30 protein-coding genes, 1 pseudogene and 1 riboswitch are annotated in these 25728 nt (G+C 57.4%); of the genes and pseudogenes, 16 read left to right on the top strand and 15 right to left on the bottom strand.

The annotated features are described in order from the left end of the window. The first annotated feature begins 21 nt into the window (after positions 1–21). The 5 genes from AKG12_RS22635 (at position 22) to AKG12_RS22615 (ending at position 3728) form a co-directional block, all read left to right on the top strand. Positions 22–381, top strand: coding sequence for an ArsR/SmtB family transcription factor (locus AKG12_RS22635; RefSeq protein ID WP_052820509.1), 360 nt, complete (start codon positions 22–24; stop codon positions 379–381). 229 nt (positions 382–610) lie between these two features. After that, entirely contained in the window at positions 611–1138 is a 528-nt protein-coding gene (locus AKG12_RS22630; RefSeq protein ID WP_015647710.1) for an arsenate reductase ArsC, read from the top strand. Positions 1139–1242: 104 nt separating this feature from the next. Further along, positions 1243–1677, top strand: a complete 435-nt coding sequence (gene arsC, locus AKG12_RS22625; protein WP_015647711.1) for an arsenate reductase (glutaredoxin) — start codon at positions 1243–1245, stop codon at positions 1675–1677. Positions 1678–1762: 85 nt separating this feature from the next. Next, entirely contained in the window at positions 1763–2833 is a 1071-nt protein-coding gene (gene arsB / locus AKG12_RS22620; RefSeq protein ID WP_015647712.1) for an ACR3 family arsenite efflux transporter, read from the top strand. 16 nt (positions 2834–2849) lie between these two features. Beyond that, positions 2850–3728 (top strand): ArsO family NAD(P)H-dependent flavin-containing monooxygenase, encoded by an 879-nt coding sequence (locus AKG12_RS22615; RefSeq protein WP_285277788.1) that lies wholly within the window; start codon positions 2850–2852, stop codon positions 3726–3728. 91 nt (positions 3729–3819) lie between these two features. Here the strand turns inward: AKG12_RS22615 and arsK are convergent, their stop codons facing one another. The 10 genes from arsK to AKG12_RS22565 form a co-directional block, all read right to left on the bottom strand. Beyond that, positions 3820–5040 (bottom strand): arsenite efflux MFS transporter ArsK, encoded by a 1221-nt coding sequence (gene arsK, locus AKG12_RS22610; protein WP_015647714.1) that lies wholly within the window; start codon positions 5038–5040, stop codon positions 3820–3822. Beyond that, entirely contained in the window at positions 5037–5744 is a 708-nt protein-coding gene (gene arsH / locus AKG12_RS22605; protein ID WP_015647715.1) for an arsenical resistance protein ArsH, read from the bottom strand. The genes arsK and arsH overlap by 4 nt, the downstream gene beginning before the upstream one ends. 48 nt (positions 5745–5792) lie before the next feature. After that, positions 5793–6125: an ArsR/SmtB family transcription factor gene (locus AKG12_RS22600; RefSeq protein ID WP_015647716.1), complete on the bottom strand. Its 333-nt coding sequence runs from the start codon at positions 6123–6125 to the stop codon at positions 5793–5795. 158 nt (positions 6126–6283) lie between these two features. Beyond that, on the bottom strand, positions 6284–7141 hold the full coding sequence (locus AKG12_RS22595; RefSeq protein WP_137088094.1) for a universal stress protein: 858 nt from the start codon (positions 7139–7141) through the stop codon (positions 6284–6286). Next, positions 7113–8378 (bottom strand): phosphopyruvate hydratase, encoded by a 1266-nt coding sequence (eno, locus tag AKG12_RS22590; RefSeq protein WP_052820508.1) that lies wholly within the window; start codon positions 8376–8378, stop codon positions 7113–7115. Before eno ends, AKG12_RS22595 begins: the two co-directional genes overlap by 29 nt. 272 nt (positions 8379–8650) lie before the next feature. Then, positions 8651–9088 (bottom strand): EamA family transporter, encoded by a 438-nt coding sequence (locus AKG12_RS22585; RefSeq protein WP_052820507.1) that lies wholly within the window; start codon positions 9086–9088, stop codon positions 8651–8653. Beyond that, positions 9085–9474 (bottom strand): fluoride efflux transporter CrcB, encoded by a 390-nt coding sequence (crcB, locus tag AKG12_RS22580; RefSeq protein ID WP_052820506.1) that lies wholly within the window; start codon positions 9472–9474, stop codon positions 9085–9087. Before crcB ends, AKG12_RS22585 begins: the two co-directional genes overlap by 4 nt. An 11-nt stretch (positions 9475–9485) precedes the next feature. Next, entirely contained in the window at positions 9486–11303 is a 1818-nt protein-coding gene (locus AKG12_RS22575) for a voltage-gated chloride channel family protein (protein ID WP_052820505.1), read from the bottom strand. A gap of 89 nt (positions 11304–11392) precedes the next feature. Next, positions 11393–11469: riboswitch (Fluoride riboswitch) on the bottom strand. Positions 11470–11603: 134 nt separating this feature from the next. After that, the gene (locus tag AKG12_RS22570) at positions 11604–12404 is read right to left on the bottom strand and encodes an endonuclease/exonuclease/phosphatase family protein (RefSeq protein ID WP_052820504.1); all 801 of its coding nucleotides are present in this window, start codon (positions 12402–12404) and stop codon (positions 11604–11606) included. A gap of 4 nt (positions 12405–12408) precedes the next feature. Next, complete coding sequence (locus tag AKG12_RS22565) at positions 12409–12969, bottom strand: Chromate resistance protein ChrB (protein WP_052820503.1); 561 nt, start codon at positions 12967–12969, stop codon at positions 12409–12411. 53 nt (positions 12970–13022) lie between these two features. On the opposite strand from AKG12_RS22565, the gene AKG12_RS22560 reads away from it, so the two are divergent. Then, a complete protein-coding gene (locus AKG12_RS22560) occupies positions 13023–13619 on the top strand; it encodes a cation efflux transmembrane domain-containing protein (RefSeq protein WP_052820502.1) in 597 nt (198 codons plus the stop codon). A 56-nt stretch (positions 13620–13675) separates the two neighbouring features. On the opposite strand, the pseudogene AKG12_RS22555 reads toward AKG12_RS22560, so the two are convergent. Next, positions 13676–14368, bottom strand: a pseudogene (locus tag AKG12_RS22555) (TSUP family transporter); the annotation flags it as partial. A gap of 231 nt (positions 14369–14599) precedes the next feature. Between AKG12_RS22555 and dmeF the strand changes: the two are divergent. The 6 genes from dmeF (at position 14600) to AKG12_RS22530 (ending at position 17840) form a co-directional block, all read left to right on the top strand. Further along, positions 14600–15583 (top strand): CDF family Co(II)/Ni(II) efflux transporter DmeF, encoded by a 984-nt coding sequence (dmeF, locus tag AKG12_RS22550; protein ID WP_052820500.1) that lies wholly within the window; start codon positions 14600–14602, stop codon positions 15581–15583. Positions 15584–15613: 30 nt separating this feature from the next. Beyond that, positions 15614–15889, top strand: coding sequence for a metal/formaldehyde-sensitive transcriptional repressor (locus tag AKG12_RS22545; RefSeq protein WP_052820499.1), 276 nt, complete (start codon positions 15614–15616; stop codon positions 15887–15889). Positions 15890–15894: 5 nt separating this feature from the next. Beyond that, a complete protein-coding gene (locus tag AKG12_RS29615) occupies positions 15895–16107 on the top strand; it encodes a DUF1289 domain-containing protein (RefSeq protein WP_165909439.1) in 213 nt (70 codons plus the stop codon). Between the two features lie 160 nt (positions 16108–16267). After that, positions 16268–16672, top strand: a complete 405-nt coding sequence (locus AKG12_RS22540) for an OsmC family protein (RefSeq protein ID WP_052820498.1) — start codon at positions 16268–16270, stop codon at positions 16670–16672. Further along, a complete protein-coding gene (locus AKG12_RS22535; protein ID WP_052820497.1) occupies positions 16669–17364 on the top strand; it encodes a VIT1/CCC1 transporter family protein in 696 nt (231 codons plus the stop codon). Before AKG12_RS22540 ends, AKG12_RS22535 begins: the two co-directional genes overlap by 4 nt. A gap of 86 nt (positions 17365–17450) precedes the next feature. Continuing rightward, complete coding sequence (locus AKG12_RS22530; RefSeq protein WP_052820496.1) at positions 17451–17840, top strand: DUF302 domain-containing protein; 390 nt, start codon at positions 17451–17453, stop codon at positions 17838–17840. Between the two features lie 171 nt (positions 17841–18011). Here the strand turns inward: AKG12_RS22530 and AKG12_RS22525 are convergent, their stop codons facing one another. Both AKG12_RS22525 and AKG12_RS22520 read right to left on the bottom strand, forming a co-directional pair. Then, complete coding sequence (locus AKG12_RS22525) at positions 18012–18533, bottom strand: adenylate/guanylate cyclase domain-containing protein (protein ID WP_225341563.1); 522 nt, start codon at positions 18531–18533, stop codon at positions 18012–18014. A gap of 81 nt (positions 18534–18614) precedes the next feature. Then, a complete protein-coding gene (locus tag AKG12_RS22520) occupies positions 18615–19277 on the bottom strand; it encodes a hypothetical protein (protein ID WP_052820494.1) in 663 nt (220 codons plus the stop codon). A gap of 433 nt (positions 19278–19710) precedes the next feature. Between AKG12_RS22520 and AKG12_RS22515 the strand changes: the two genes are divergently transcribed. From AKG12_RS22515 to AKG12_RS22500, 4 genes are all read left to right on the top strand, one after another. Continuing rightward, entirely contained in the window at positions 19711–21363 is a 1653-nt protein-coding gene (locus AKG12_RS22515; RefSeq protein WP_225341558.1) for a phosphoethanolamine transferase, read from the top strand. Next, complete coding sequence (locus AKG12_RS22510) at positions 21360–21740, top strand: diacylglycerol kinase (protein WP_052820492.1); 381 nt, start codon at positions 21360–21362, stop codon at positions 21738–21740. The genes AKG12_RS22515 and AKG12_RS22510 overlap by 4 nt, the downstream gene beginning before the upstream one ends. Positions 21741–21821: 81 nt before the next feature. After that, positions 21822–22169, top strand: coding sequence for a response regulator transcription factor (locus tag AKG12_RS22505; protein WP_052820491.1), 348 nt, complete (start codon positions 21822–21824; stop codon positions 22167–22169). A 151-nt stretch (positions 22170–22320) separates the two neighbouring features. Continuing rightward, positions 22321–23754: a multicopper oxidase family protein gene (locus AKG12_RS22500; RefSeq protein WP_052820490.1), complete on the top strand. Its 1434-nt coding sequence runs from the start codon at positions 22321–22323 to the stop codon at positions 23752–23754. Between the two features lie 130 nt (positions 23755–23884). On the opposite strand, the gene AKG12_RS22495 is transcribed toward AKG12_RS22500, so the two are convergent. Together AKG12_RS22495 and AKG12_RS22490 are read right to left on the bottom strand one after the other, a co-directional pair. Beyond that, complete coding sequence (locus tag AKG12_RS22495) at positions 23885–24436, bottom strand: phosphatase PAP2 family protein (protein ID WP_052820489.1); 552 nt, start codon at positions 24434–24436, stop codon at positions 23885–23887. A gap of 61 nt (positions 24437–24497) precedes the next feature. Further along, the gene (locus AKG12_RS22490; RefSeq protein WP_052820488.1) at positions 24498–25682 is read right to left on the bottom strand and encodes an MFS transporter; all 1185 of its coding nucleotides are present in this window, start codon (positions 25680–25682) and stop codon (positions 24498–24500) included. Positions 25683–25728: the final 46 nt, after the last annotated feature.

The raw sequence follows: 25728 nt of genomic DNA, 5'->3' as shown, positions 1-25728 counted from the left end.
TAATTCCAGTAATCTGGATATATGGAACAGGAACAAGCAATTCTCGCTCTTGCAGCGCTCGCGCAACCAACCCGTCTTGAGACTTTTCGGTTGCTCATAAAACACGCGCCGGAGGGGCTGCCGGCTGGCGATATAGCGCGTGCGCTCGTGGTGCCGCAAAATACCATGTCGGCGCATTTGAACATTCTGTCGCGGGCCGGGCTCGTAACCTCGCAACGGCACAGCAGGATCATCATGTACCGCGCTGAGCTCGAACAGCTTCGCGATATGACGCTATTCCTTCTGAAGGACTGCTGTGGTGGATCCGCTGAATTGTGTGCGCCACTCATCGCTGAACTGACACCGTGCTGTGTCCCGACCCCGCAGGAAAGTCTCGCATGAGTGCGCTCAGGGTAGAACGATTAGACGGGAGCGATCTCGAATCAGGCAGCGACATGTTCCTTGCTACCAAGAGGGCATCGCCGCTTTTTGCCTGCCTCGTGTTCATCGAAGTTTGACGGGAAAATCTGCCAGCCGCAGTGCTTGCCACACGGCAGCTGTCCTCTCTGCCCATCATCGGCGACGATCATGAAATCTACCCGACCACTAACTTAACACACGGATCACAGACATGACCGAAAAGACCTATAACGTGCTCTTCCTGTGCACGGGCAATTCCGCACGCTCCATTCTTGCCGAAGCCATCCTCAACAAGGAAGGCGGCGGTCGCTTCAAGGCTTACTCCGCTGGCAGTCAGCCGAAGGGCGAAGTCAATCCGCACGCGCTCAAGGAACTCGCGGCGCTCGGTTACGCCTCAACAGGCTTCTCGTCCAAGAGCTGGGATGTGTTTGCCGAGCCGGGTGCGCCACAGATGGATTTCATCTTCACCGTTTGTGACAGTGCAGCGGGTGAAGCTTGCCCGGTATGGATCGGTCACCCGATGACAGCCCATTGGGGCGTCGAGGATCCTGCATCTGTCAACGGAACCGAAGTCGAAATTCAGCGGGCATTCGCGCAGGCGGCGCGGTTTCTGAAAAATCGTATCACGGCATTCCTGAGCCTTCCGCTCGAATCCATTGATCGCCTGGCCCTCGAAACACGGCTACGGCAGATCGGAACGATGGAAGGAACGACCGGTGTTCGGGAAGCGACCAATTAAAGCCAGATGACGGATTCGGCCGAAGTGAAGAAACGCGCGCCGTTAATTCGTCGGCCCTCGACCTCCATACTTTCTCTCCAGTCAAACAAAAGGCCCGACGTCGCATGACCAACCCCGTCGATATCGTCATCTACCACAACCCGGACTGCGGAACTTCGCGCAACACGCTTGCGATGATCCGCAACGCCGGCATCGAACCCCATGTGGTCGAGTATCTCAAGACCCCGCCTTCGCGCGCGCTGCTGGAGCAGTTGATCGACCGGATGGGAATTTCTGCGCGTGACCTTCTTCGCGAAAAGGGAACACCGTTTTCCGAACTCGGTCTGGGCGACACATCCTTGTCGGATGAGCAACTGGTTGATGCAATGATGGAACATCCCATCCTCATCAACCGCCCGATCGTCGTCACGCCTGCCGGTGTCAAGCTGTGCCGACCATCGGAAGTGGTGCTGGATATCCTTCCAGCCGATCAGCAGGCTGCGTTTACCAAGGAAGATGGCGAAGTCGTCGTCGACCAGACCGGTCGTCGCGTGGTCTAACGTAAGTCAATTCAAGCTGAACGCGTGTGACCGCAGTCTTCGTTGCAAGGCTGCGGACGATGTTTATCTGCCAAGGAGAGCGCCAATGCGTCCCGAAGAACCAACACTGCGCCTGTCGTTTCTCGACCGCTATCTGACCGTCTGGATTTTTGCCGCCATGGCACTGGGTGTGCTGCTCGGTACCGTCTTTACCGGCCTGCCTGCAGCGCTCGACAGCCTTTCCGTCGGCACCACCAATATTCCGATTGCCATCGGCCTCATCCTGATGATGTATCCGCCTCTGGCGAAAGTGCGCTTCGAGGAATTGCCGCAGGTGTTTGCCGACAAGCGGGTTCTGGCGATTTCTCTCCTGCAGAACTGGATAATCGGTCCGGTGCTGATGTTTGCACTGGCGGTGATTTTTCTGCGGGACTATCCGGAATATATGACCGGTTTGATCCTGATCGGTCTCGCCCGCTGCATTGCCATGGTTCTCGTCTGGAACCAGCTTGCAAGGGGCGACAACCAGTATGTCGCGGGCCTCGTTGCCTTCAATTCGATCTTCCAGATCCTGTTTTTCAGCGTCTATGCGTGGTTCTTCCTGTCCTTCCTGCCTCCGCTGTTTGGCCTTGAAGGCAGTGTGATCGACGTCTCGTTCTGGACGATTGCGGAAGCGGTGCTGATCTATCTCGGTATTCCGTTCCTCGCCGGTTACCTCACGCGCCGCTTGCTGACTGCGAAAAAGAGCAGGGATTGGTACGAGAACGTCTTCCTGCCGAAGATCAGCCCGATGACGCTGGCAGCCCTTCTGTTCACGATCGTCGCCATGTTCAGCCTGAAGGGTGGGGATGTGGTCCGCCTGCCGGGCGATGTGGTGATGATCGCCATTCCGCTGACGATCTACTTTCTCATCATGTTTCTTGTCAGCTTCTGGATGGCGAAGTCCGTCGGCACGGATTATCCGCGCACGACAGCCGTTGCCTTTACGGCGGCCGGCAACAACTTCGAGCTTGCCATTGCGGTTGCCATTGCTGCTTTTGGTTTGGCCTCGCCGGTCGCATTTGCCGCGGTGATTGGCCCCTTGGTCGAAGTTCCGGTGCTGATCTTGCTGGTGCAACTGGCACTCTGGATGGGCCGCAAGTATTTTACAAAGTCGGCCGGAAACCCGGCTGCGTAAAAAGTAAGGAAGCGCAATGTCTTCGGACATTTTCGATGTCGTCGTGATCGGTGCGGGCCAGGCTGGCCTCGCATCGGCTTACTATCTGCGGCGTGCCGACGTCAGATTCGTGATCCTTGATGCTGAAGAAGGGCCCGGTGGTGCATGGCGACATGCGTGGAATTCACTCCATCTGTTTTCACCGGCATCCTTTAGCTCGCTGCCGGGATGGATGATGCCGGCGAAGACCGAGGCGGCCTATCCGTCAAGGAATGAGGTGGTCGATTATCTGGCGCGCTACGAGGAGCGGTATCATTTTCCCATAGAACGCCCGGTCGCAGTGACGTCGGTCCGCAACGTCGAAGGCGCTCTGGAGGTCGTCGCCGATAGCAGACAGTGGCGAGCGCGTGCCGTTCTGAGCACGACCGGCACTTGGCGACATCCTTTCGTTCCGGACTATGCCGGTGCCTCTGGCTTCAAGGGCGTGCAGATTCATTCGGCGGATTATGTCTCGGCTGATCCCTTTGTGGGCCAGCGGGTCGCCATCGTTGGCGGCGGAAATTCCGGGGCGCAGATACTTGCCGAAGTATCAAGGGTCGCCGAAACCATCTGGGTCACGCCTCAGGAACCGGTGTTTTTGCCCGATGAAGTCGATGGACACGTGCTGTTTCAGCGCGCTACCGCACGGGTGCTTGGCGGGGAGAGTGGCCCAGCAGTTGGCAGCCTTGGTGATATTGTCATGGTTCCCCCGGTCCGGGACGCACGGGATCGCGGCGTGCTGGGTTCGGTGCGGCCATTCTCAAACTTTGATCGGGATGGCGTCGTCTGGCAGGACGATACTAGAAGCGATCTTGACGCCGTCATCTGGTGCACCGGGTTTCGGCCAGCGCTCGATCACGGACGATGGCAGGGTTGATGTGGATGAGGGGCGCTCGATTAAGCAGCCACGCCTTTGGCTTGCCGGGTATGGGAATTGGACCGGGGCTGCCTCGGCGACGCTTCTGGGGTCAGGCCGGACGGCCCGCGAGATGATCCCGAGACTTGTCGCGGCGCTGTAGGCGCGCAATCCCGATGAATGCGACAATTGCACTTGCACCCAGCGTGGTGGTAATGACGAGCGACCACAGCGTGCCGATATGGGCCATGGCAAACGCTAGCGCAAAGGGTGCGGTGGCCGACAGGATCAACCGTGCGGCCATGACCTTGCCTTGCAGCCTGCCGTAGCCATCGCTGCCAAACAGCATCAGCGGCAAGGTACCGGTGACGATGCTGAAAAGACCGCTGCCCAAACCGAAGACAACGGCAAAAGCCATGGCTCCTGCTACCGACGGAGCGGTGAGGGTCAGGATGAGTACGCCCCCGGGGATCAATGTGGCGGCAATCGTTGCCAAAGCGAGCGGCGGCAGATTGCCGCCGAGCACCATGTTGGCAAACCGGCTCAGCACCTGCGACGGACCAAACAGCGTGCCGACAATGGCGGCGGTGGCCCCAAGGCCAAGCCCCGACAGCAGCGGCACCATATGCACCAGGATCGCCGCACTGACGAGAGATTGCAGCGAGAACCCCACCACCATCAGCTTGAACCCGAACTGCCGGACGTCCGGGCTGAGACTTCCCTCCACGATCTGCGCCGTGCCGGCTTGTTTCTGTGCTCTACCCTTGGCAAGGCCGTAAGACAGCCAGGCGTGGAGCGGCAGGCAGACGAGCAAGTTGAGCGCGGCGAACACCAGGTAGACATTCTGCCAGGAGAGATGGGCGTGCAGAGCCGTTGTGATGGGCCAGAAGATCGTTGAGGCGAAGCCGGCGATCAGGGTCAAATAGGTGATGCTGCGCTGGGCGGTGCGGGGGCTTGCCTGCACCAGCAGCGCGAAGGCGGCGCCATATTGCACGAGATTGGCGGCGATTTCGACCACGATCAGGGCGGCGACGAAGCCGCTCTTGCCCGGCGCATAGGCACAGACGATCAGCGCGGCTGCGGCAATCGCGGAGCCGGCCGTCATCACCTGTCCTGCGCCGAAATGATCAATGGCCCGGCCAAGGTAGGGCGCAGTCAAGCCGCCTAGAAGAAGTGCCGCGGAAAGTGCGGCGAAAATCCACTCCGTAGACCAGTTCAGGTCTCGCGCCATATCGGGTGCAAGGATGCTGAAACTGTAGTAGAGGGTTCCATAGCCAATGATCTGGGTGAGGCCCAGGGCAAGGATAGTGCCGACCGGCGGGCGCTCGCTCATATTGATTTCAGATCCACGCGCTGTTCGAGCTTTGCGGCCTCTTCCTTCCTCTCGCTATAGCGGTCGGTCAGGTAGTCGGAGGCATCGCGGGTCAGCAGTGTGAACTTCACCAGTTCCTCGCAGACATCGACGACGCGATCATAATAGGCAGAGGGTTTCATGCGACCCTCCGTGTCGAACTCCTGCCAGGCCTTGGCGACCGACGACTGGTTCGGAATGGTGATCATCCGCATCCAACGGCCCAGTATCCGCAACTGATTGACGGCGTTGAACGACTGCGAGCCACCGGAGACCTGCATGACGGCCAGCGTCTTTCCCTGTGTCGGTCGCACCGAACCGGTCGTGAGGGGGATCCAGTCGATCTGGGCCTTGATGATGCCGGTCATCGCGCCGTGCCGCTCGGGGCTGACCCAGACATGGCCTTCCGACCACAGAGAAAGCTCGCGCAGTTCCTGAACCTTTGGGTCTGTATCCGGCGCTCCATCGGGAAGGGGCAGACCCTCGGGATTGAAGATCTTTACCTCGCATCCGAGGTGCTCGAGAAGCCGTGCAGCTTCTTCCGCCAAAAGACGGCTGAACGAAATCTTTCGCAGCGATCCGTAGAGGATGAGGATCCGTGGCTTGTGCTGCGAATAAGCCGGGCGAAGCGCGTCAAGGTCGGGCTGGGAAATGAGATCAAGCGAGGCGGCTGGCAGATCGGCCATTGGGGCTACTCCGTATTGTAGGATTTAGGCGTTTGTATTCCGGGGCCGTTATGAATCTGATCCGGCAAGTTCTGGGGGCACGTCACCGCCGTCAGATTGACCCGAACAACAGTTCTCCATCAGGAAATGAGCGAGGCCGTTGAGGGTCTCGAAGCTCGCGCTGTAGACGATGGAGCGTGACTCCCGCTGAGCACTAATCAGACCAGCATGTTCCAGTTCTTTGAGATGAAAGGAAATGTTGGAAGGCGAGACGTTCACAGCTTCGGCAATTATACCCGCCGCCAATCCGCCCGGACCGGCGACGACGAGCTTGCGAATGACCTGCAGTCGGGTCTGCTGTGACAGTGCGCGAAACGCATCCAGGACCTGCCGCTCGTTCATAAAATCCAATCCTCGTACAAGCGTTCTAAGGTGCCAGGATATACAAGGCTTCGGCACCTGCGGGGGATGATCGTATTTCACACCCCACTTGTTTTCATATTTCAACTAATATTGAAATTATGAGTTAGTTGCGGCTACGTCAAGAAGTGTTTTGCCCGTCAGTGGACCAGAAGCAGCGGAAGATCGGCTGCAGCCAAAACTTCCCGCGTTTCGTGACCCATGAGCCATTCCAGCCACTCGCTATGACTAAAAGCCCCGGTGACCAGAACGTCCGCTTTCAGGGCATCCGCTTCACGGACGAGCTGCGCGCCGATCGTTTTGTCGGAACGGGGCAGAATATGAACTTCTGGTGTGACGCCTGAGCCTTGCATCACAGTATTTAGCGTCCTATCGGCGTTGCTTTCATCCGTTACGCGAAGTGCGCTGACACGTTCTGCGGCTTCGAGCCATGGTCCGGCAGTCTCTATTGCGCGGCGAGCTAGATCGCTGTCTGTGAGGCCCACGGCGACATGCGAAAACCTTGCGCGCGCTCCTGCTTTCCAACCGGGCGGAACCAGCAGAACCGGCCGGTGCGCCGTGAAGATCTCAGCGTGGAAAGCATCGGCGGCATCCATGTTTCTATTATGCGACAAGACGACGAGGGCGATATCCGCGGTCGTCTCCCGTAAAACGGTCTGCGCCTCCGGCCCGGTAATCGTGCGCAATTCTATCGAAGGCGCTTCGGGTCGCAAAACTATATTCCATTCGCCGAACGCGGATTTGATAGCGTCCGCACGCTGTTGCAGCGAGCCTTCGTCATGGGTGCGAAGCTCCTGCATGTCGATTTCCTCGGGAGGGCAGACGAGATGTGCAGGATCGACGATGACATTCAACGCTTCGATCGACGAGCAGGTCACGGATGCTGCCGCCATAACTGCAGCATCCATCGTTCCCGCGACTGTATCGCCTTTTGTCAGTACAGCCAGAATTCTCATGTTAGTGCTCCCATCATTTCCCGAACCGTGCAGCACCACCAAGTTCTGCCTCGATCTCCAGCAGCCGATTGTATTTCGCAATCCGGTCAGAGCGCGAGGCTGAACCCGTCTTGATCTGACCGCCACCCATGGCGACAGCGAAATCGGCGATGAAGCTGTCTTCCGTCTCGCCCGAGCGGTGCGAAATGACATAGTTCCAGCCGGCCTTACGGCAGAGCTGGATCGCGCTGATCGTCTCTGTCACCGTGCCGATCTGGTTGAGCTTGATCAGTGCCGCATTGCAGGCCTTCTCCTCGATGCCCTGTGCAATGAAGTGGGTATTGGTGACGAGGTTGTCGTCGCCGACGATCTGAATCCGGTCGCCGAGAGCCTTGGTGATGGCCTTGTAGCCGTCCCAATCGTTCTCATCATGGCTGTCCTCGATCGAGACGATCGGGAATTTTTCGACCCAGGTCTCGAACAGGCTGACCATCTCCTCGGACGTCTTGTTGCCTTGCCCGCTGCGCGTCAGGCGATAGAGCCCGTCCTCAAAGAACGAACTGGCGGCCGGATCGAGCGCGATAGCGATATCGTCGCCTGGCCGGTAGCCTGCGGCCTCGATCGCTTCCACAATGACCTCGCAGGCCTCCTCGTTGCTTCGGAGCTTCGGTGCAAATCCACCTTCGTCGCCGACACTGGTGCTGAGACCGCGCTTCGACAGGATAGATTTCAGGGCATGAAACGTCTCGGCCCCATAACGGAGGGCTTCAGCAAATGTCGGCGCACCATGCGGGTAGAGCATGAATTCCTGGAAATCCATTCCGGAATCGGCGTGCTTGCCGCCATTGAGCACGTTCATCATGGGGATGGGCAGATGGACGGCCCCAACGCCACCCAGATAGGCGTAAAGAGGCAGGTCGTGGCTTGCGGCGGCGGCCCGGCAGAGCGCCTGGGAAACCCCAAGGATGGCATTGGCCCCAAGCTCGGATTTGTTCGGCGAGCCGTCGAGTTCGATCATTGCCGCGTCGAGCGCCGCTTGATGTGAAGGATCCCGTCCCTTCAGAAGAGGAGCGATCCGCTGATTGACATTGTCGACGGCTTTACGAACGCCCTTGCCACCATAGCGGCTGGCGTCACCGTCGCGCAATTCCACGGCCTCGTTGGCGCCAGTGGAGGCGCCGGAGGGAACGGACGAGGTGCCGACCATGCCATTGTCGAGATGAACGCTGACGCGAAGGGTCGGATTTCCCCGCGAATCGAGGATCTCCAGGGCGGCGATGTTTTCGATGAAGGCTCTCATGGACTTGCTCCTGCTGCCGGAACGGCGCTGTTTTTTGGGGCAATTATAACGCGCTTAGATCGGGCGATTGGCATCTTCGATTTCTTTTTCCCGATCTGATCGAAACGACCGGTACTCCCACCGACCTGTTTGAGGGTCTCGTCGTCGCCATACCTCCTCCAGCCAGAACACGTGATCATCAATTGGTATAACTGGAAACCAGGCGTACCACTCGCGCCACAAGCATTGTTCCTTCACCATGGCCCAATCCTCCCAATTGCTATCTCTCGGTCTTAAGCCCTGTACGCGACGAGCACGGCTCCTCCCGCGATCATCACGACACCGAGCCAGTTCGGAAGTGTGAGGCGTTCGCCGAGGAACAGGACGGCAAAGATGGAAACGAAGACAACCGACAACTTGTCGATCGGCGCGACGCGGGCCGCGTCGCCAAGCTTCAGCGCCCGAAAATAGCAAATCCAGGATGCGCCGGTGGCGAGGCCTGAAAGCACCAGGAATAACCAGCTCCTGCTGGAGACCGACGACGGCTCCTGCCAGTTGCCGGTGATATAGACCATCATGCCAGCGGCGAGCAGAATGACGATGGTACGAATGAAGGTAGCGAAGTCAGAGTTGACATTCTCGACGCCGATCTTGGCGAAGATCGCTGTCAGCGCTGCAAAGCCTGCTGACATGAGAGCCCACAGGGGCCAGCTGGTAAGTAGGCTTTTCATGTCGCTTGTCCTTGCCCAATGAGCCGTATCAACGTGAGGCCAGCAAACAGTCCAGCCATCGAAAGCACCAGCGACAGGGTGATATAGCCGGCAGCGATACCCCATTGTCCGCGCTCCCACAGCGTCACGGCATCAAGCGAGAAGGTGGAAAAGGTCGTAAACCCGCCGAGCAAGCCAGTGGTCAGGAACAGACGCAGCTCTTGCGGCAGGCCTGATCGAAAAACGAAAAATTCAGTGAGCAGCCCCATGACGATCGAACCAACGACATTCACGGTGAGTGTGCCGAAGGGAAAGCCGAAGCCAAGCAAGCGTGCGGCAGCAATATTGACGGCGTGCCGAAAAACACCACCCAAACCCGCTCCAAGGAAAACGATCAGATAGACCAAGATCGTCTCCTTCAGGATGTCGTGACTTTGAGTGCTTCTGCCGCCGCCACGTCGTGATGGACGACGTCCCACTGTTCCAGGTGCTTGTAGACGATCACCTTGTTTTTCAGGAGCGCGCCATGAGTCCGGCAGAATTCCTCAAGCTGGTCGCGCGACGCAATCATCTCGACGCACATGGTCAGATCCGGATTGGGGATTTCGAAACCCTCGTCCTGAAGCTTGCCGCTGTTCGAATATCCGAAATGTGTATGGTGAGCGACGGCATTCATAATTCCTGCGGACTTCGCCTGCAGGACCAGTTCTCGATAGAGCGGCTTGGCACCAAACCAGCCACTCTTGCCTGAGGTTTTCTCCCGCGGTTTCATATAGATACGGACCATGCCGATTTCGGTGGAATGCAGCCTGTGTTGCGTCACGATGATGGGCCTTTCGGTGAGGGTTGCGGTGGTAGCAAGGGACCGGAGCCGGACCTTGCCGACAAAGTCGCCGAGCGCATTGGCGTTCATGTCGCGCATATGGCGAACCGAGATGTCAGGAGGAATGTCGTTGGCTGCAGCTGTCTTCGGCACGCCGACGCGCTGCGAAAGATAAATGCTGGAATGGCCGCTGCAGAGGTAGGCAACGAAGCAGGCGACCGCGATGTAGACGGAGTGGGTCGCCCCGAAAAGCTCGATGCCCATGATCATGCAAGCGAGCGGCGTGTTGGTCGCGCCCGCGAAGACGGCGACGAAACCGAGAGCGGCAAATAGGTCCGGTGGCGCACCGAGAACGCCCGCGACAGCACTGCCGAGAGCCGCACCGACGAAGAATAGCGGCGTCACCTCACCACCCTTGAAGCCAGCGCTTAGAGTGATGATCGTGAACAGACCCTTCCAGGCCCAACTCCAGTAATCGATGTGATCTGGGCGGAAGAAGCCGAGGATCGTTGCATCCTCGGGATTGGGGGACCATACCCCAAGCCCCAGATATTCTCGTGTTCCAAGGGCGTAGACCAAGCCAAGCAGGATCAGGCTTGCGAGAACCGGACGCAGCGGGGCATAGGGCAGGATTGCCTTGTAGGCGGACGATGCCAGGTGAGAAAGTTCCGCGAAGAAGTGCGCTGCCAGTCCAAAGGCCACGGAGGCAATCACAACCTTCAGCATCAGCACGGCGTCGAGGTGAAAGCCGATGCCTTCACCCGCGCCGCTCAGATAGGCGATGGCATAATGTGTATGCCCAATGCTCCAAGCGTGGCAGGTCCAGTCTGCGACAATGGCGGCCAACAAGGCAGGAAGCAATGCCTCGTATTGCATCCGGCCGATTGTCAGGACTTCCAGGGCAAAGACCGCGCCGGCAATAGGCGTGCCGAAGACTGCACCAAACCCGGCCGCAATGCCTGCCATCAACAGGATACGAATGTCGGCGGATGTCAGTTTAAAGACCTTACCGAAGGCGCTCGCAAGGCTGCCGCCTAGCTGCACGGCGGTTCCCTCGCGTCCAGCTGAACCGCCGACCAGATGGGTCAGCACGGTTGTGACGAGGATGAATGGAGCCATGCGCAGTGGCACGCCGCCACCCGGCTCGTGGATTTGATCGACGATCAGATTGTTGCCGCCCTCGGCGGACTTGCCAAACTTTCCGTAGGCCCACACCATAGCAAAGCCAGCCACTGGCATGCAGAAGATCAGCCAAGGCAACTCGAACCGTAGTTCTGTCGCCCGATCAAGGCTCCAGAGGAACAGAGCAACGAGCGATCCGACGGCTATTGCCATCGGAATGACAATGGCGATCCACTTTGCGAGACTGCGAATTTGCTGAAAACGAAGGCCGAATATTGATGCGAGCGTCATGCGAAAGACGCTCCACCAAAACTGTCAGCAGATATGAGAAAACACAGAAAATGAATTCCAGACACGACTCTACTCCTTCGCGTTATGCGCGTTGAGTAGGAGTCATCAGCTTCATCGAGGAAGCGGTTCGGCGTAATGCCCGGCAGAATCCATTACCGTTGAGGTTAAATACCGTTGGAAAGTAACTAAAGTCAAGGTCCCTCATCCGGCTCATCGGAGTGATCCCGTGCCGATAGGGCAAGACAGACTGCGGCGATCACCGGGACTGTGAACAGGCCGGCTATCGTGATGAGCTGCATTTCATGGCCCCAACGCAAAGTCCGCCCAAATCGGGTAGTGGTCGGAAGCGACGTCGGTTGCGTCATTGCTGGCGACTGCGTATCCCACAGCGCAGTCAGCAAGGCGCTTGCTGGCAAACAGGTAGTCGGAACGGAAAGTCATGAACTCCGTATTCGTGAAACCGCGTGCCGGGACAGTCGGCGTCGGAGTGGCTTCAAGGCTGTTACCGACGTCCACGAAACCGGCCCGCAACAACCCGGCTATCGTGGTCCTGTCCGCTGTGCCGTCCTCACGGGTGTAGCGCATACGATATCGTGCAGGCAGCAATGCCAGATCGTCAGGCTCAGGATCATCGGGCGCGACGGAATTGAAGTCGCCGCCAATCAGGGTCAGTTCCTCAGGATCAGCGAGATTATAGAGGTAGCTCGCCTCTCTTGCCCGCACATGCGGGCTATTTGGACAGAGGTGAACACTCACCACCGTCAGGGCACGGTCCTCCCCAGGCAGCGCCACCTTCAGTGTTGCTGTCGCGTGATGAAAATGCTGGCTGTCCGGGATGAACGCCATTGGCCGGAATTCCGGACGAGCGAAGATCGCAGTGTGCTGTCCTGTCGCCGGCGCTTCGGCAACAAAACCGCGCATCGTCAGGCGTCGCTCCGTTTCATAGAGCCGTTTTGCGCCGTCAGCAGTGAAGGATTTCGCTTCCTGCAACAGGAGGATATCCGGAGACAGGCTTTGGATGATTTCGATCTGAGCCTGATAGCGGCGATCGTCTATACCATCCAGACCGCCGAACAGAGTATTGTAGGACAGAACACGCATCGATCTACTCCTCTCCGGAGGAGCCACGGTTCTCCTCCTGCAGTGCGAATACCTGGTTGGCGTATCCATCAAGCAGGGACTCGCACTTTGCGATGCGCGCTTCAGCTTCCGTTGCCAGCGTGGCGCCGTAAAAATCCAGCCTGCGAATTTTGTCGAACCAGGACTTGAGTTTTTTCAGGTCTTCGTCATTTTCCTCGATTTCGGCATAGGTGAAGTGATCCGCGGCCGTCTCTTTGGCGACTTCTGCCTCGAAGTCATCACATCGACCGAGCAATTCTTTGTATTCCTCGTCGCGATCGGCGCGGAAGCGGGCAACGACCTTGTCGCCCTGAGCCTTGTCGAGGGCCACTGTTTCGAGCAGCACGGACTCGCCCGTCATATCGGCGATCTCGTTTTCTATGACCTTCAGTGCTCGCCGGTGATCGTCGGTTTTCGGCAGAAGGCAAACCCCGTTCTGAAGATAGACCGCGCCCAGACCCTTCAGCTTGCGCCAGAGTGCGACGCGCCGCCGATTGGGCTCTGCGGGAACTTTATATGTGAGAAGGAACCAAGTTTCTGTAGCCATTGGAGTATTCATAATGTAACGATGGTTACATGTCAACCGATACGGAGACTTTCATGTTGAACCGATACCTCGATACGCCACTGCGCAGAATTGTTGCTCTCGTCGCCTTGCTGAACCTCGGATACTTTGGAATCGAATTTGCGGTGGCACTCAAGATCGGATCCGTTTCGCTTTTTGCCGATAGTGTGGATTTCCTTGAGGATGCCTCCGTGAACCTGTTGATCCTGCTTGCTCTTGGATGGTCGCTTCGCAACCGCGCGCGCGTTGGCATGGCTCTGGCTCTGATCTTGCTTGTTCCCGGAATCGCGACGTTGTGGACTGCCTATCAGAGCCTTATGGCGCCCGTTCCGCCCCAGCCGTTCCTGTTGACAGTCACAGGCACGGGGGCGCTTGCAGTCAACCTTTCCTGTGCATTTCTGCTGACAGCTTTCCGCCACGAGAACGGTAGCCTGACGAGGGCCGCGTTCCTTTCGGCGCGCAATGACGCGTTTGCCAATATAGCAATCATCGTGGCCGGTATCGTCACGGCCTACGCTTGGCATTCCGCCTGGCCAGACCTTATCGTTGGCCTGGCGATTGCCGGAATGAACATGGATGCCGCCCGCGAGGTCTGGCAAGCCGCTCGGAAGGAACACGCCGCTGCGGCTTGAAGCGATTGTCGATGGGTATGCCAAAGGCGAAAGCTGCAGACGCATGAATTGCAGGTTCACGCATGCCGCCACACCTTCACGGCAGAGATCAGCAGAATGGCGGCAAGCGCCGGAAGGAGTATCGCCGTCGGCACGACACCGAGCAACTGGCCTCCAATGAAGGCGCCAGCGATCGAGCCGAGCGCCATGACGATGAGGAATGTCTTGTTGCGGGCGACGACAGAGAAGCTCTGGTCCCGGCTGTAGCGCGTAAAGCCGACCAGCATCGTCGGCAGGCTGACAGCGAGGGAGAGGCTGCCTGCCAGTTTAATATCTGCACCGAACAGCAGCACGAGCGTTGGGATGAGAAGTTCGCCGCCGGCAACGCCCAGGAGCGAGGCGACGACACCGATTACCAGACCTGCCAAAATGCCAGCGACAATCTGCGTCGTGCCAGTCAGGAGGCCGGCTCCGGCGGTTGCATCGTGGCCGAACAACAGGACCACTGCGATGACGACCAGCAGAACGGCGATCACCTTGTACAGATTTTCAGATCTGAGGCGGGTCGCCCAGCCCGCGCCAAACCAAGCACCAAGAAGACTTCCTGCCAACAGGTTGACGACAATAGTCCAGTGCGCGACGATCTGATCCAGTGGAACTGTCGCTGCCCGGAACGGCAAAGCGAATGCAACGACAACGAGGCTCATTGCCTTGTTGAGAATAACAGCTTCGATTGCCGCATACCGAAACACGCCGATGAGCAGCGGCAGCGCTGGATGCTATCGGTCGCGGTTTCCGGATTTTTGCCGGCGGTTCTCTAATCCGCGTGTTGGCGTCAAGCGTCTTCCCAACGCCGAATCGGCGGTGTCTGGATTCCGCCCATGCAGTCATTGATGACGTCATCTACTTTGTAAGAACAAACACTCCGCCGATTTCAGAACGTTTGTATTCGTCTTACAAATAGTATACCCCCCTATAATATATGAAATGGAGTTTAGGCTATGAGTTCATCTCAAGGGCATGCGCACGACCATCCCCATCCGCACGATCACAGCCATGGTCGTGCGCTCAACGCCGCCCATGAACATTTCTTCCTTGGCGACAACCACCTGCGGAACGAACGCCGCACGTGGCTAGTGATTGGTATCACCGCCACCATGATGGTGGTGGAGATCGTCGCCGGAAACATGTTCGGGTCTATGGCTTTGACGGCAGATGGCTGGCATATGTCCACGCACGCTGCGGCCATGCTCATCGCGGCATTGGCCTATCTCTATGCTCGCAAGCACGCCAGCAACCGCCGCTTCTCATTCGGCACTGGCAAGCTCGGCGACCTTGCAGGATTCGCCAGCGCCGTGATCCTGGCGCTAATCGCGGTGCTTATCGGCTGGGAAAGTTTTCTGCGCTTCCAGTCGCCTGTAGCGATCAATTTCAGGGAAGCCATCATCGTGGCGGTGGTCGGATTGATCGTAAACCTTGTCTGCGCATGGCTCCTCAAGGACGATCACCATCACGGAAACGATCATGGCCATGCTCACGGACACGGGCACAATGCAGGCCAGGATCAGAACCTTCGCGCCGCCTATATCCACGTACTGGCTGATGCGCTGACCTCCGTTCTGGCGATCGGCGCGCTGGTTCTCGGAAGCCTCTACGACTGGCTCTGGCTTGATCCAGCTATTGGTATCGTCGGCGCTATTGTGATCGCTCGCTGGTCCTGGGGATTAATCCGAGATACGGGCGGCGTCCTGCTCGACTACGTTCCTGAAGGCGAAGACCTCCCCGAGGAAATACAGGAAATCCTCGTCAAGGAAGGCGCGGAAATCGCCGATCTCCACATCTGGCAACTCGGGCCTGGCCACCACGGAGCCATCGTTTCTATCGTCGTCAATGATCCGCATGCGCCGTCCTACTACCGCGCAAAGCTTGCGGCCATTCACGATCTGTCGCATGTGACGGTGGAGGTCGAAACCCGCGCGGCTTGACAAAAACGTCTATACCGAAGGAGCATTCCTATGAGCCATACCATCCGCGAAAAGCAAAAGCTGATCAACCGCGTACGTCGTATTCGCGGGCAGATGGAAGGTGTCGAGCGGATGCTTGAGGAGGAAAAGGGGTGCGTCGAAGTCATGCAAACGATCGCGGGTGCGCGTGGTGCCATCAACGGTCTAATGGGCGAAGTCATCGAAGATCATATCCGCATGCACTTGGCCGCCGAAAGTCTGAGTCAGAAAGAGCGTGAAGAAGGCGCGGCCGAACTGATCGATGTCATTCGCGCTTATCTCAAATAAGGTTCATGATGAATAATAAGTCGCCTTGCACCGATCTGTGCCGCTTCGATCCGCGCAATAAATGGTGCTTGGGCTGCGGCCGGACGGCGGATGAAATCAAGGCGTGGCGCAAAATGTCGCCCTATCACCGGACAAATTTGTCGACTGAATTGAAACGCCGCATGAAGCGATTAAAGGATGGCGAGGACGGCGCTGCGACCGCATCCGCTTGCTTGTAGAATTTTACAACTAACAAAGGCCGGTTATTGCGCAAACCAGCCGAACGCGGACGTCCATCATTGATCTTTTCGATTGATGTCGATCAATTTTTGTTTGTGATCAAAGCATAGTGTGGGGCTTGTGGTCTCCTACACATGGCTGCGCCATGGAGGACGAGTGATGCTCGAATACAAGGTCTCGGCTCAACGGATAGATCCTAGGGAGAGTGTGGCACGCACCAAGACTGCCGAGGTCAGGCTTGCCACGGGACTGTCCGGCGCTGCCGATGCCTTCAATCCGGCTGAACTTCTGCTCGCGTCCATCGCTGCCTGTATGATCAAGGGCATTGAGCGCGTCATTCCTCCCCTCGCTTTCTCTCTTGATGGTGTCGAGGTGGTCCTTCACGCCGTTCGACAGGATGATCCGCCGCTTATTGTGTCGGTCAATTACCAGCTTGTGGTCGATACCGATGAGACTGACCAACGGCTCGAGCTTTTACACAGGAATGTCCGCAAATACGGCACAATCTCCAACACCGTCGCTCTTGCAGCCCGCTTAGATGGTGTAATCCGGAGGAAGTCATGAGGGGCCTTCATCGCGAAACGCATCTCGTTTCCCGGATCGGGTGGCTGCGAGCCGCCGTTCTCGGTGCAAATGACGGTATCGTATCCACTGCGAGCTTAATCGTCGGCGTTGCAGCCTCCGCGGCGGGCAGCTCGGAGATCTTTATCGCCGGCGTCGCCGGCCTCGTGGCTGGTGCGATGTCGATGGCGGCTGGAGAATGTGTCTCGGTCAGCTCGCAGGCGGATACCGAACAGGCTGATCTCGCCCGCGAACGGCTTGAGCTTGACGGCCAGCCCGATCTTGAGCGCGAGGAACTCGCACAGCTTTACACCAGGCGCGGCGTCGAGATCGATCTGGCCCGACAGGTAGCAGTGCAACTAATGCAGAAGGATGCGCTTGAGGCGCATGCCCGCGAAGAACTTGGCATCTCCGAAATCACTACCGCCCGACCGATCGTTGCCGCGCTGACGTCGGCTCTGACGTTCGCGGTTGGCGCGATGATGCCACTCGCAATGGTATGGGTGGCGCCACCGAACCAGCTGGTGATGCTGGTATCTGCGGCCTCGCTTTTGTTCCTCGCCCTGCTCGGCGCGATTGGTGCCAAGGCAGGCGGTGCAAATGTGCTGAGGGCCACGGCACGCGTAACCTTCTGGGGCGCCTTTGCGATGGCGCTGACAGCAGGCATAGGCGCCTTGGTGGGAACAGCCGTCTAGGTGTGCGGAATATTGATCAAGTGTTACGGTGTGGTCCTCACACCGGCGGATTGATCGGCAGGAGCCGATTAATATGGAGGAAGAACATGACCTACACTCTCGATAAGACGACCAACGGAATACCATTTGATCAGGTGGTCGCAGCCACGAAGGCGGCTCTCGCGAGCAACGGGTTCGGTGTCCTCACTGAAATCGACGTACGAGCGACCATGAATAAGAAACTCGACGTCGATATACCGGACTATCTCATCCTGGGTGCGTGCAACCCGAAGATGGCCCTCGAGGCGATGAAGATCGAGCCGAAGGTCGGCGCGATGCTGCCTTGCAACGTGATCGTACGATCGCTGGAGGGGGGCGCCATCATGGTCAGCGCCATCGACCCCGTGGCGTCGATGCAGGCTATCGAAAACCAGCAACTGAAGACGGTCGCGGCGCAGGTGCGGTCTTTGCTTGAACAGGCGATCGCGAGCATCTGAGGACGTTGGTGGTCGATACGGTCGCCGTTGACAAGGCAAGCATACGATGCCCGCCTTAACATCCGTAAGCGGCTCGAATAGCGAGGAGCAAATAGGCCCGAATGAAACGCCGGAACTGCGGGAAAAACTAGGCGTTGAAGATGACGGAACCGAACTTGAGCCACTGCCAGGTTAGACAAGCACGTGTCGGTTCATCAGCGAAAGCCGAATCGTCTCGATAGGATTGGCAATACCCTTCAGCAAAAGTGAGCCTCTAGCCGAAACGTTGAACTCGTGCCCTGCCGCCACCTCGAAAAATTCACTGGAGGCCACGATTTCACCTGGTAGTGCCGCAGCACACAGTCGCGCGGTAACGTTGACAGGCGAACCGAGGATCGTTGCATCCTTGCGAGTTTCGGTGCCGATCACGGCCTCAATCACAGTGCCGTCGTGCAGTCCTATGCCGATCCCTCTTGGCAATTTTGCCCGTGAGACACTTGTCAGAATTGCCTCCGACGCCCTGAGGGCGTTTGCCTTTCTTTCTGATCCTTCGAACCAGGCGACAAGCCCGTCACCAACAAGGCGATCGATATCGCCCCCGTGTTCGAGGATGGCCGCAAAGCTGTAGCTTGCAACCTCAGACACGAGGGCAGCGGCTTCTTCGGCGCTCGCCTGTTCGACAAAACTGGAAAAGTCTCTGATATCGAGGACCAGGATGGACGCAGCCAGGCGCTCGGCGGTCGAGCGCCCGGAACTAACGCGCTTCTCTGTGCTGTCGGAGACAAAATGTGCGAGCTACTTTCGCGCCTCATTCAGGGCGCTTGTGCGTGTGTCGATTTCATTTTGTGCCCGTGAGACGAAATAGGTGGAGAGGCAAAGTGCTCCTATTAGAGGCACGCCAAGGATAACGATCCAAATGATCGTATCGTTGTCGAGAAGTTTTTCGCGGGCGGATGCCTTTTCGGAAGTGGCGATGTAGACCGACAGAGGCCCTGTCATGCCTGGAGCCCTGCTGAGCACGGTCCAATGCACAGGGGGCCCATCTTCTTCGAGAAAGACTGTCTGTCCGTCAGATATTTCGGGGATGCGACTTATCGTTGAGGCCATACACGATGTGTCGTTGGTTGCCGCCAGTATCTTGCCGTCTTCGGTAAAAGCAACCGCGCAGAGCAAGTCAAGCTCCTTCGCTTCCGTTTCGATAGCCTGTCTTGTCTGGTCAGCGGCGCTGACTTTTCCTCCACTTCCGATCTCCGAGTGTCTGGCGTTCCCCAAGATCGGGGCAAACAGCGCGGCATGGAGCGAAGCCGTCTGAGCACTATAGGCACGCTCGACACTAACAGACAGAGCGTTTGAGACGGCAATAAGTAGGCCGGAAATAGTCAGGAAGAAAATCGGGAGTACGAATAGGTTGTAGTTCCGTCTTAACGGATAGGGGCGCGCCAGAATCTCATTATCCAATGTTTTCCACCTTAGTCCCCTTTCGTCATTTCAATCGTGGATTCGATCTTCACGAAGACTGATCTTACGATGCTGAGTTCGAATTTATATTTCGGCCACTATACATATTTGTAATCTGCGAGTTCGTCGCCAGGTATCAGAGGTATAGACGGCATGCGGCTGTACACTCGCAGACTTCGATCGTTGTAAAACACCTCGCGCCTGACCCCATTCACCGCTCCGCCTTCCTGCTAATCGGCATTTCGAAGGGGCGCTGCTGGAGGAAAATCGTCCTCGCTAGATTCTCCACCCTTCAGCTTACTGTCAGTAATCCGCCCCATGGGTAGCCTGCAAGTCTAACGACGACAGGATGCAGTAGCGTTGCGCGCAACGCCCTGAAGACCGCCCCTCGATCGTGAAAGCTTGCAACCTTTAGCGGATGACGGGGCAGCGAGTGAATTTTAGAGAAAAGAACAAGGTTAGTCGGTCCTTCTACCGGCCCGAAATCAGCAGTATTGCGCTGAGCGTCCTGGTCGCGCTGTTCCTGGTATTGGGTACCAACCAGACTTTCTGGTCCAAGGTTCATACCAATATGGGGAGTAATCCCGGAGCAGTCGCAGCCCTTTATGTTGCCGTGACCGTCCTGTTTATCGCAGCCATAACCGCTTTCTCGGTCAAGTACCTCACGAAGCCGCTCTTTATTCTGCTTATCCTGACTGCGGCTGTGGCATCCTGGTTCACGGATCGGTTCGGCGTTGTCGTCGATAGTGACATGATCCGGAATGCTTACGAGACAACCCCTGCCGAAGCGCAGCATTTGATCACGCCAGCTTTCGCATTTCATCTAATCCTGTTCGCGGTGCTCCCGATAGCCGTCATTCTTTGGGTCCGGGTCACTCATCGTCCGCTTCTTCAAAAAATCATCTGGAACAGCGCCGTTGTTTTTCCAAGTCTGGCGCTGTTCGTCTTTGCCGGCTTCTCCTATTCCGCCGTTTATACTGCAGCAATTCGAGAACATAAGGACATCGTCAAATCGCTCAATCCCGTAACGCCACTGGCTGGTACCATTAAATTCTTGATGGATACCGGCGCCGAAGCACAGATTGTCATCCAGCCTGTCGGCCGGGACGCAAAAATCACCCCCACAGTCGATGGTTCAACAATGCCGCGCGTAACAATTATCGTTGCAGGTGAAACGGCCCGCGCCCAGAACTTCGCGCTTGGTGGCTACGGTCGCGATACCAATCCGGCCCTATCGAAACAAGACATTATCTATTTCCCCAACACATCGAGCTGTGGAACAGCGACCGCCACGTCTCTACCGTGCATGTTCTCCAGGTTCACGCGTTCCGACTATTCGCATGCAAAGGGCTTGGCAAACGAGACGCTGCTGGATGTGATTGCAACTGCTGGTGCCGACGTTGAATGGTGGGACAATAGCACCGGCAGTAAGGGTGTTGCTGACAGGGTTAAGTTCGTGAGCCTCGCATCGTCATCAGACGCCCGCTATTGCAAGATGAACGAATGTCAGGACGGCGTTTTTCTCGACAAGCTCGATACCTGGTTGAACAGCGTGAAAAAAGACAGCGTGCTTGTTTTGCATCAAATGGGTAGCCACGGACCGGCCTATTATCTGCGCTATCCTTATGCTTTCAGACGCTTCCAGCCCGAATGTAAGACGGCAGAGCTCGGTAGTTGCAAAGATAGCGAAATCGTCAACGCATACGACAATACAATCTTTTATACCGATTTCATCCTTTCGTCCGTCATCGACAAGCTCAAGGCGAGCTCCGCTCGGCTACAAGGCAGCTTGATCTATATGTCGGACCATGGGGAGTCTCTTGGCGAAAACGGTCTTTATCTTCACGGTGCCCCGTACATGCTGGCGCCTGACGTCCAAACAAAGGTGCCGTTTGTTCTATGGATGGATTCTGAGTTTCAGCGATCAATGGGCGTGGACAAGTCTTGCCTTGTGAAAGATGCGGGTTCGCCGCGCTCACACGATAACCTGTTCCACAGCGTACTGAGCATGATGAACGTCACTACGAGTGTCTACGATCCGAAGCTCGATATCTTCTCCAATTGCAAAGGGGGGAAATCGTCATGAGCCTGGCACCCGAATATAAAAAACTCACCGGAGTTTCGCATTTCTTGGCCGCCGCCACCTACTCGGCCGGGGGACTTTCCCGGGCATGGAAGGAAGCGGCATTCCGTCAGGAGGTCGCTGCCGGGTGCGGTTTAGCTCTGGTGTACTTCTGGGTGGGTGTCGATCTCGCAACGGCTCTCACAGCCACGATTCTATTTCTTCTGCTGATTGCAGTGGAAGCCCTCAACACCGCCGTTGAGGAAATCGTCGACCGCATTTCTCCAGAGATTTCCCAAACGGGCCGGCATGCCAAGGACCTCGGTTCCCTTGCCGTATTTTGCGTCATCGTCGCCAACTCGCTTCTGCTGCTTTATGTCGTGGGCAGGGCACTGATATGAGTCCGCGCCACCTCGGGACTATTTTCGAACAATCGCAAGTGCCTCTGCCCCTAGTGGCGCGTCAGAAGTTTGTGAGGCGGCATGCGAATTTTGCTGGTTGAGGACAATCGGGTTCTTGGAGAAGCGCTCCGCGATCACCTCGAAGCGATGGGGCACGATACGGAGTGGCGGAAAGGCCTCATCGAGTCGGTGAGCGCTACCATGGCCTATACTTTCGACATGATCCTGCTTGATCTGCGGCTGCCCGACGGAAATGGCCTCACACTACTCCGCCATGTTAGGCGTAGCAGTCAATTACCGGTCATTGTCATGACCGCTTTTGACCAGATGTCCGATCGGCTTGAAGCCATGCAGTGCGGCGCAACCGACTTCTTGGTCAAGCCCTTCGATCTTGACTTTCTCTCCGAGCGCATTCGCTGTGCCGTTTGATGAAAATTCTCAAAGATCCATTGTCCGGGCTAACATCCACGATTTTCCTGAGCCTTGGCATAGCCACGCACCGCCATGGGCCTCCAATTGCTCTCGTTCTCCACAGCGTAGAAAATGCAACCAAAATACAAACCCACCGAAGGCTTCGATCATGCAGAACACCCTCAATCGCCGTAGTTTCCTCGCCTGCTCTGCGGCCTTTGCGGGTGCCAGCCTGATCCTGCCAACGCGGCAAGCAATTGCCCAAAATACGCGCCGCTTGACTGCGGGAACACGCAGCATCAACGTAAATGGTCGCTCGGCCTCAGTCTTTAGGATTACCGACGAGAACGGCCAACCTGGCCTGATTCTTGGGCCCGACGAACGCTTTGATCTGACGCTTGAGAACCAATCGGGTGTTCCCACCATCATCCACTGGCATGGACAAGTTCCACCGCCGGAAATGGACGGGGTTACCGAAACCGGTTATGTGCCTCCGATCGAGGACGGCGGCGCTGCAAGCTATGACTTCATGCCGCGCCCCGGCACCCATTGGATGCATTCCCATCAGGGGCTGCAGGAGCAGACCCTGATGGCCGCGCCGCTTATCGTGCGCACAAGGGAAGATGTCTCGGCTGATCTGCAGGAAGTGGTCGTGCTGCTGCACGACTTTTCCTTCCGCTCGCCCGATGAGATCCTGCAAGGTCTGGGCGGCGGGACTGGCATGAATCACGGCGGCATGGCATCGACGGAGCCGATGGCCGGTATGAACATGGATAGTTCCGCTATGACAATGGGCAGCATGGACCTGAACGATGTCCAGTACGATGCCTTCCTGGCCAACGACCGGACCCTTGACGATCCGGAGGTTATCCGGACCGAACGCGGCGGCCGCGTCCGGTTACGGATCATAAATGGTGGTGCTTCCACGGCCTTCTGGCTGGACTTTGGTGGTGTTACCGCAAGCGTTGTTGCGGTCGATGGCAATCCGGTCCAGCCTGTAGCCGGAACGCGCTTCCCGCTTGCTATCGCCCAACGCATCGATCTGATCGTCGAGGTGCCTGCGGGAGCAGTGGTGCCGGTCTTTGCGGTACGCGAAGGCGACAATGCAAGGACCGGGATCGTGCTGGCGGCGCCAGGCTCCGCGGTTCCCCGATTAGGATCACTCGCGGCTAAGCCCGCTGCGCCCTTCGATATGTCGCTGGAAATGCGCCTTATCGCGTTGTCCGGCCTAACTGCAAAGCCGGTCGACATCCGGCATTCCGTCATGCTGACCGGGTCGATGTCGCCCTATCTGTGGACGATTGACAACCAGCCTTGGCAGACGCGGCGGAAGATCGAGGTCAAGCGAGGGCAGCGTGTGGAACTGGAATTTATGAACCACACGATGATGGCCCATCCGATGCATCTGCACGGACATCATTTCCAGGTTGTCGGGATCGGCGGCCAGACGGTGACCGGTGCAGTGCGCGACACGGTGATGGTCCCCGCAATGGGAAGGGTAACCGTGGCCTTTGACGCCGACAATCCGGGCCGCTGGCTCTACCACTGCCATAATCTCTACCACATGGCCGCCGGTATGATGTCCGAAGTCGTGTATGTTTGAGACAGCCCGGGAAGACTACGCATGTGCGTCTCCCCGGATGTGTCTGTCCCTGCCATCCTACTGCGTGTGGTGGGGAGCCCATTTCAGGAAAAAACGCTTTCTCCAATCGCATGAAGGCATTTTACTTCTCTCAAAGGATGCTGGTGATCAGGCGGTCGGGTTTCGTGCCTTCTTTGTATGTTGCTCGGACCATAAGCGCCGCCACGACGCCGGTTAACGCGCCGCCGAGGACGTCGCTGGCATAGTGAGTACCGATATAGATGCGGGAGAAGGCGATCAGGCATGCCGCGACCAGGAATGCAAATCCGGCGCGTCGCGAGGCGTGGAGCAGAAAGGCCGCCGCAATGGCGAAGGCCGCCGTCGCATGGTCGGAGGGGAAAGAAAAGTCGGCACTTGGTTCGATCAGCAGGTTAGTTACCCCGCCTTCATACGGCCGAACGCGATGAACGACGAGAAGAATGAGTTGGTTGAGCCCCAGCCCCAATAGAAACGAGAAGCCTGCCGCGACCACTCTATGGCGTATGTGCGCTCTGTCGGGCCCTCGCCACCATTGGGTGACAACGGCCAGAACCATCAGGTAGACACCGACGTTTGAGAACCAGATCATCAAAAGATCGATCGTAGAACTCTGCCCCGCCAGTCCGTTGATCGCATGCGTTAAAGCGGCGTCGATTTCATACATCGCAGTGTCCTGATCGGCTCGAGCAGCGTGCTACGCGGTTTGCAGTGGATACTCGTTTGTCTCAATTTCGAAGCCGGGTGCGCACGACGAATAATCCGGTAAGAGTGATCACCGTGAAACCGGCACCCGCCAGAAATGTGCCCAGCGGCCCTTTCATGTCCCACAGAGCGCCAGCGACGATGCTCGCTGCGAGGAGTGCGATCCCGGCCACCAGGTTGAACACGCCAAAGGCGGTTCCGCGCAGGTCGGCAGGCGCGCTCTCAGCAATCAGCGTTGCCAGCAGACCTTGAGTGAAACCCATATGCAGCCCCCAGAGCACGACGCCAAATCCAAGCCAGAGGATACTGTCTGCGAAGGCCAACGCGAGATCGGCCCCGAAGAGAAGAACAAGACCTATGGCCAAAAGGGTCGTACGATTGACGCGATCCGACAGGACGCCGACAGGATAAGCGGACAGGGAGTAGGCGAGGCTCATGACAACCAAGACCCCTGGGATCATCATGACCGAGATGCCGATTGTTTGTGCCCGCAGGATCAGAAACGCTTCGCTGAAGCGCGCCAGCGTGAAGACCGCTCCAACGGCCACCACCCACCAAAAGGTTGATCCAAGCCCTCGCAGTGCATCGCGATGCAACGGGAAGCGGAGCGGAGTGTTTCCCCTCGGCCGGTCCGGTTCCTTGACCGCGATTACGATCAGCGCGAACGACAGGAATGCCGGAATGACAGCGAACCAAAAGACAGCTTGAAAATTGTCAATTGTCAGCCACATCAGTCCTATAGCGAGAAGCGGCCCGATGAATGCGCCGATCGTGTCGAGAGATTGTCGCAAGCCGAAGCTGGCGCCCCGAAGATGCGGTGGAGCGATGTCAGCAACGAGCGCGTCGCGCGGAGCCCCGCGAATTCCCTTTCCGATGCGGTCGATAAATCGCGCAGCGATGAGCCATTCGAGCGATGCTGCCAAGGGGAATATCGGCTTGGTGAAGGCGGCAAGACCATATCCCAGTGCTGCCAGAAATTTTCGTTTGCCGAGCCAATCGCTAAGGGCGCCGGAAAACACCTTGGTTATCGATGCCGTTGCCTCTGCTATGCCCTCGATAATACCCACGCTTAGAGCGGAGGTTCCGAGCACTGTCACCATGTACAGCGGCAGTAAGGCATGGATCATCTCGGAGGAGATATCCATAAGCATTGAAACAAAACCAAGTACCCAAATGCCTGTCGGTATTCCGGACCGGCGTCCAAGCAAGCCATTGACGACGTTCCGCTCTCCCTTTGAACTTTGGGGTTGATCG

Source organism: Agrobacterium sp. SUL3, from assembly GCF_001263295.1.
In the GTDB taxonomy this organism is placed as follows: Bacteria; Pseudomonadota; Alphaproteobacteria; order Rhizobiales; family Rhizobiaceae; genus Agrobacterium; species Agrobacterium tomkonis.
The sequence above is the reverse complement of the archived record's forward strand: the minus strand, read 5'-3'. Positions and strand labels throughout refer to the sequence as shown.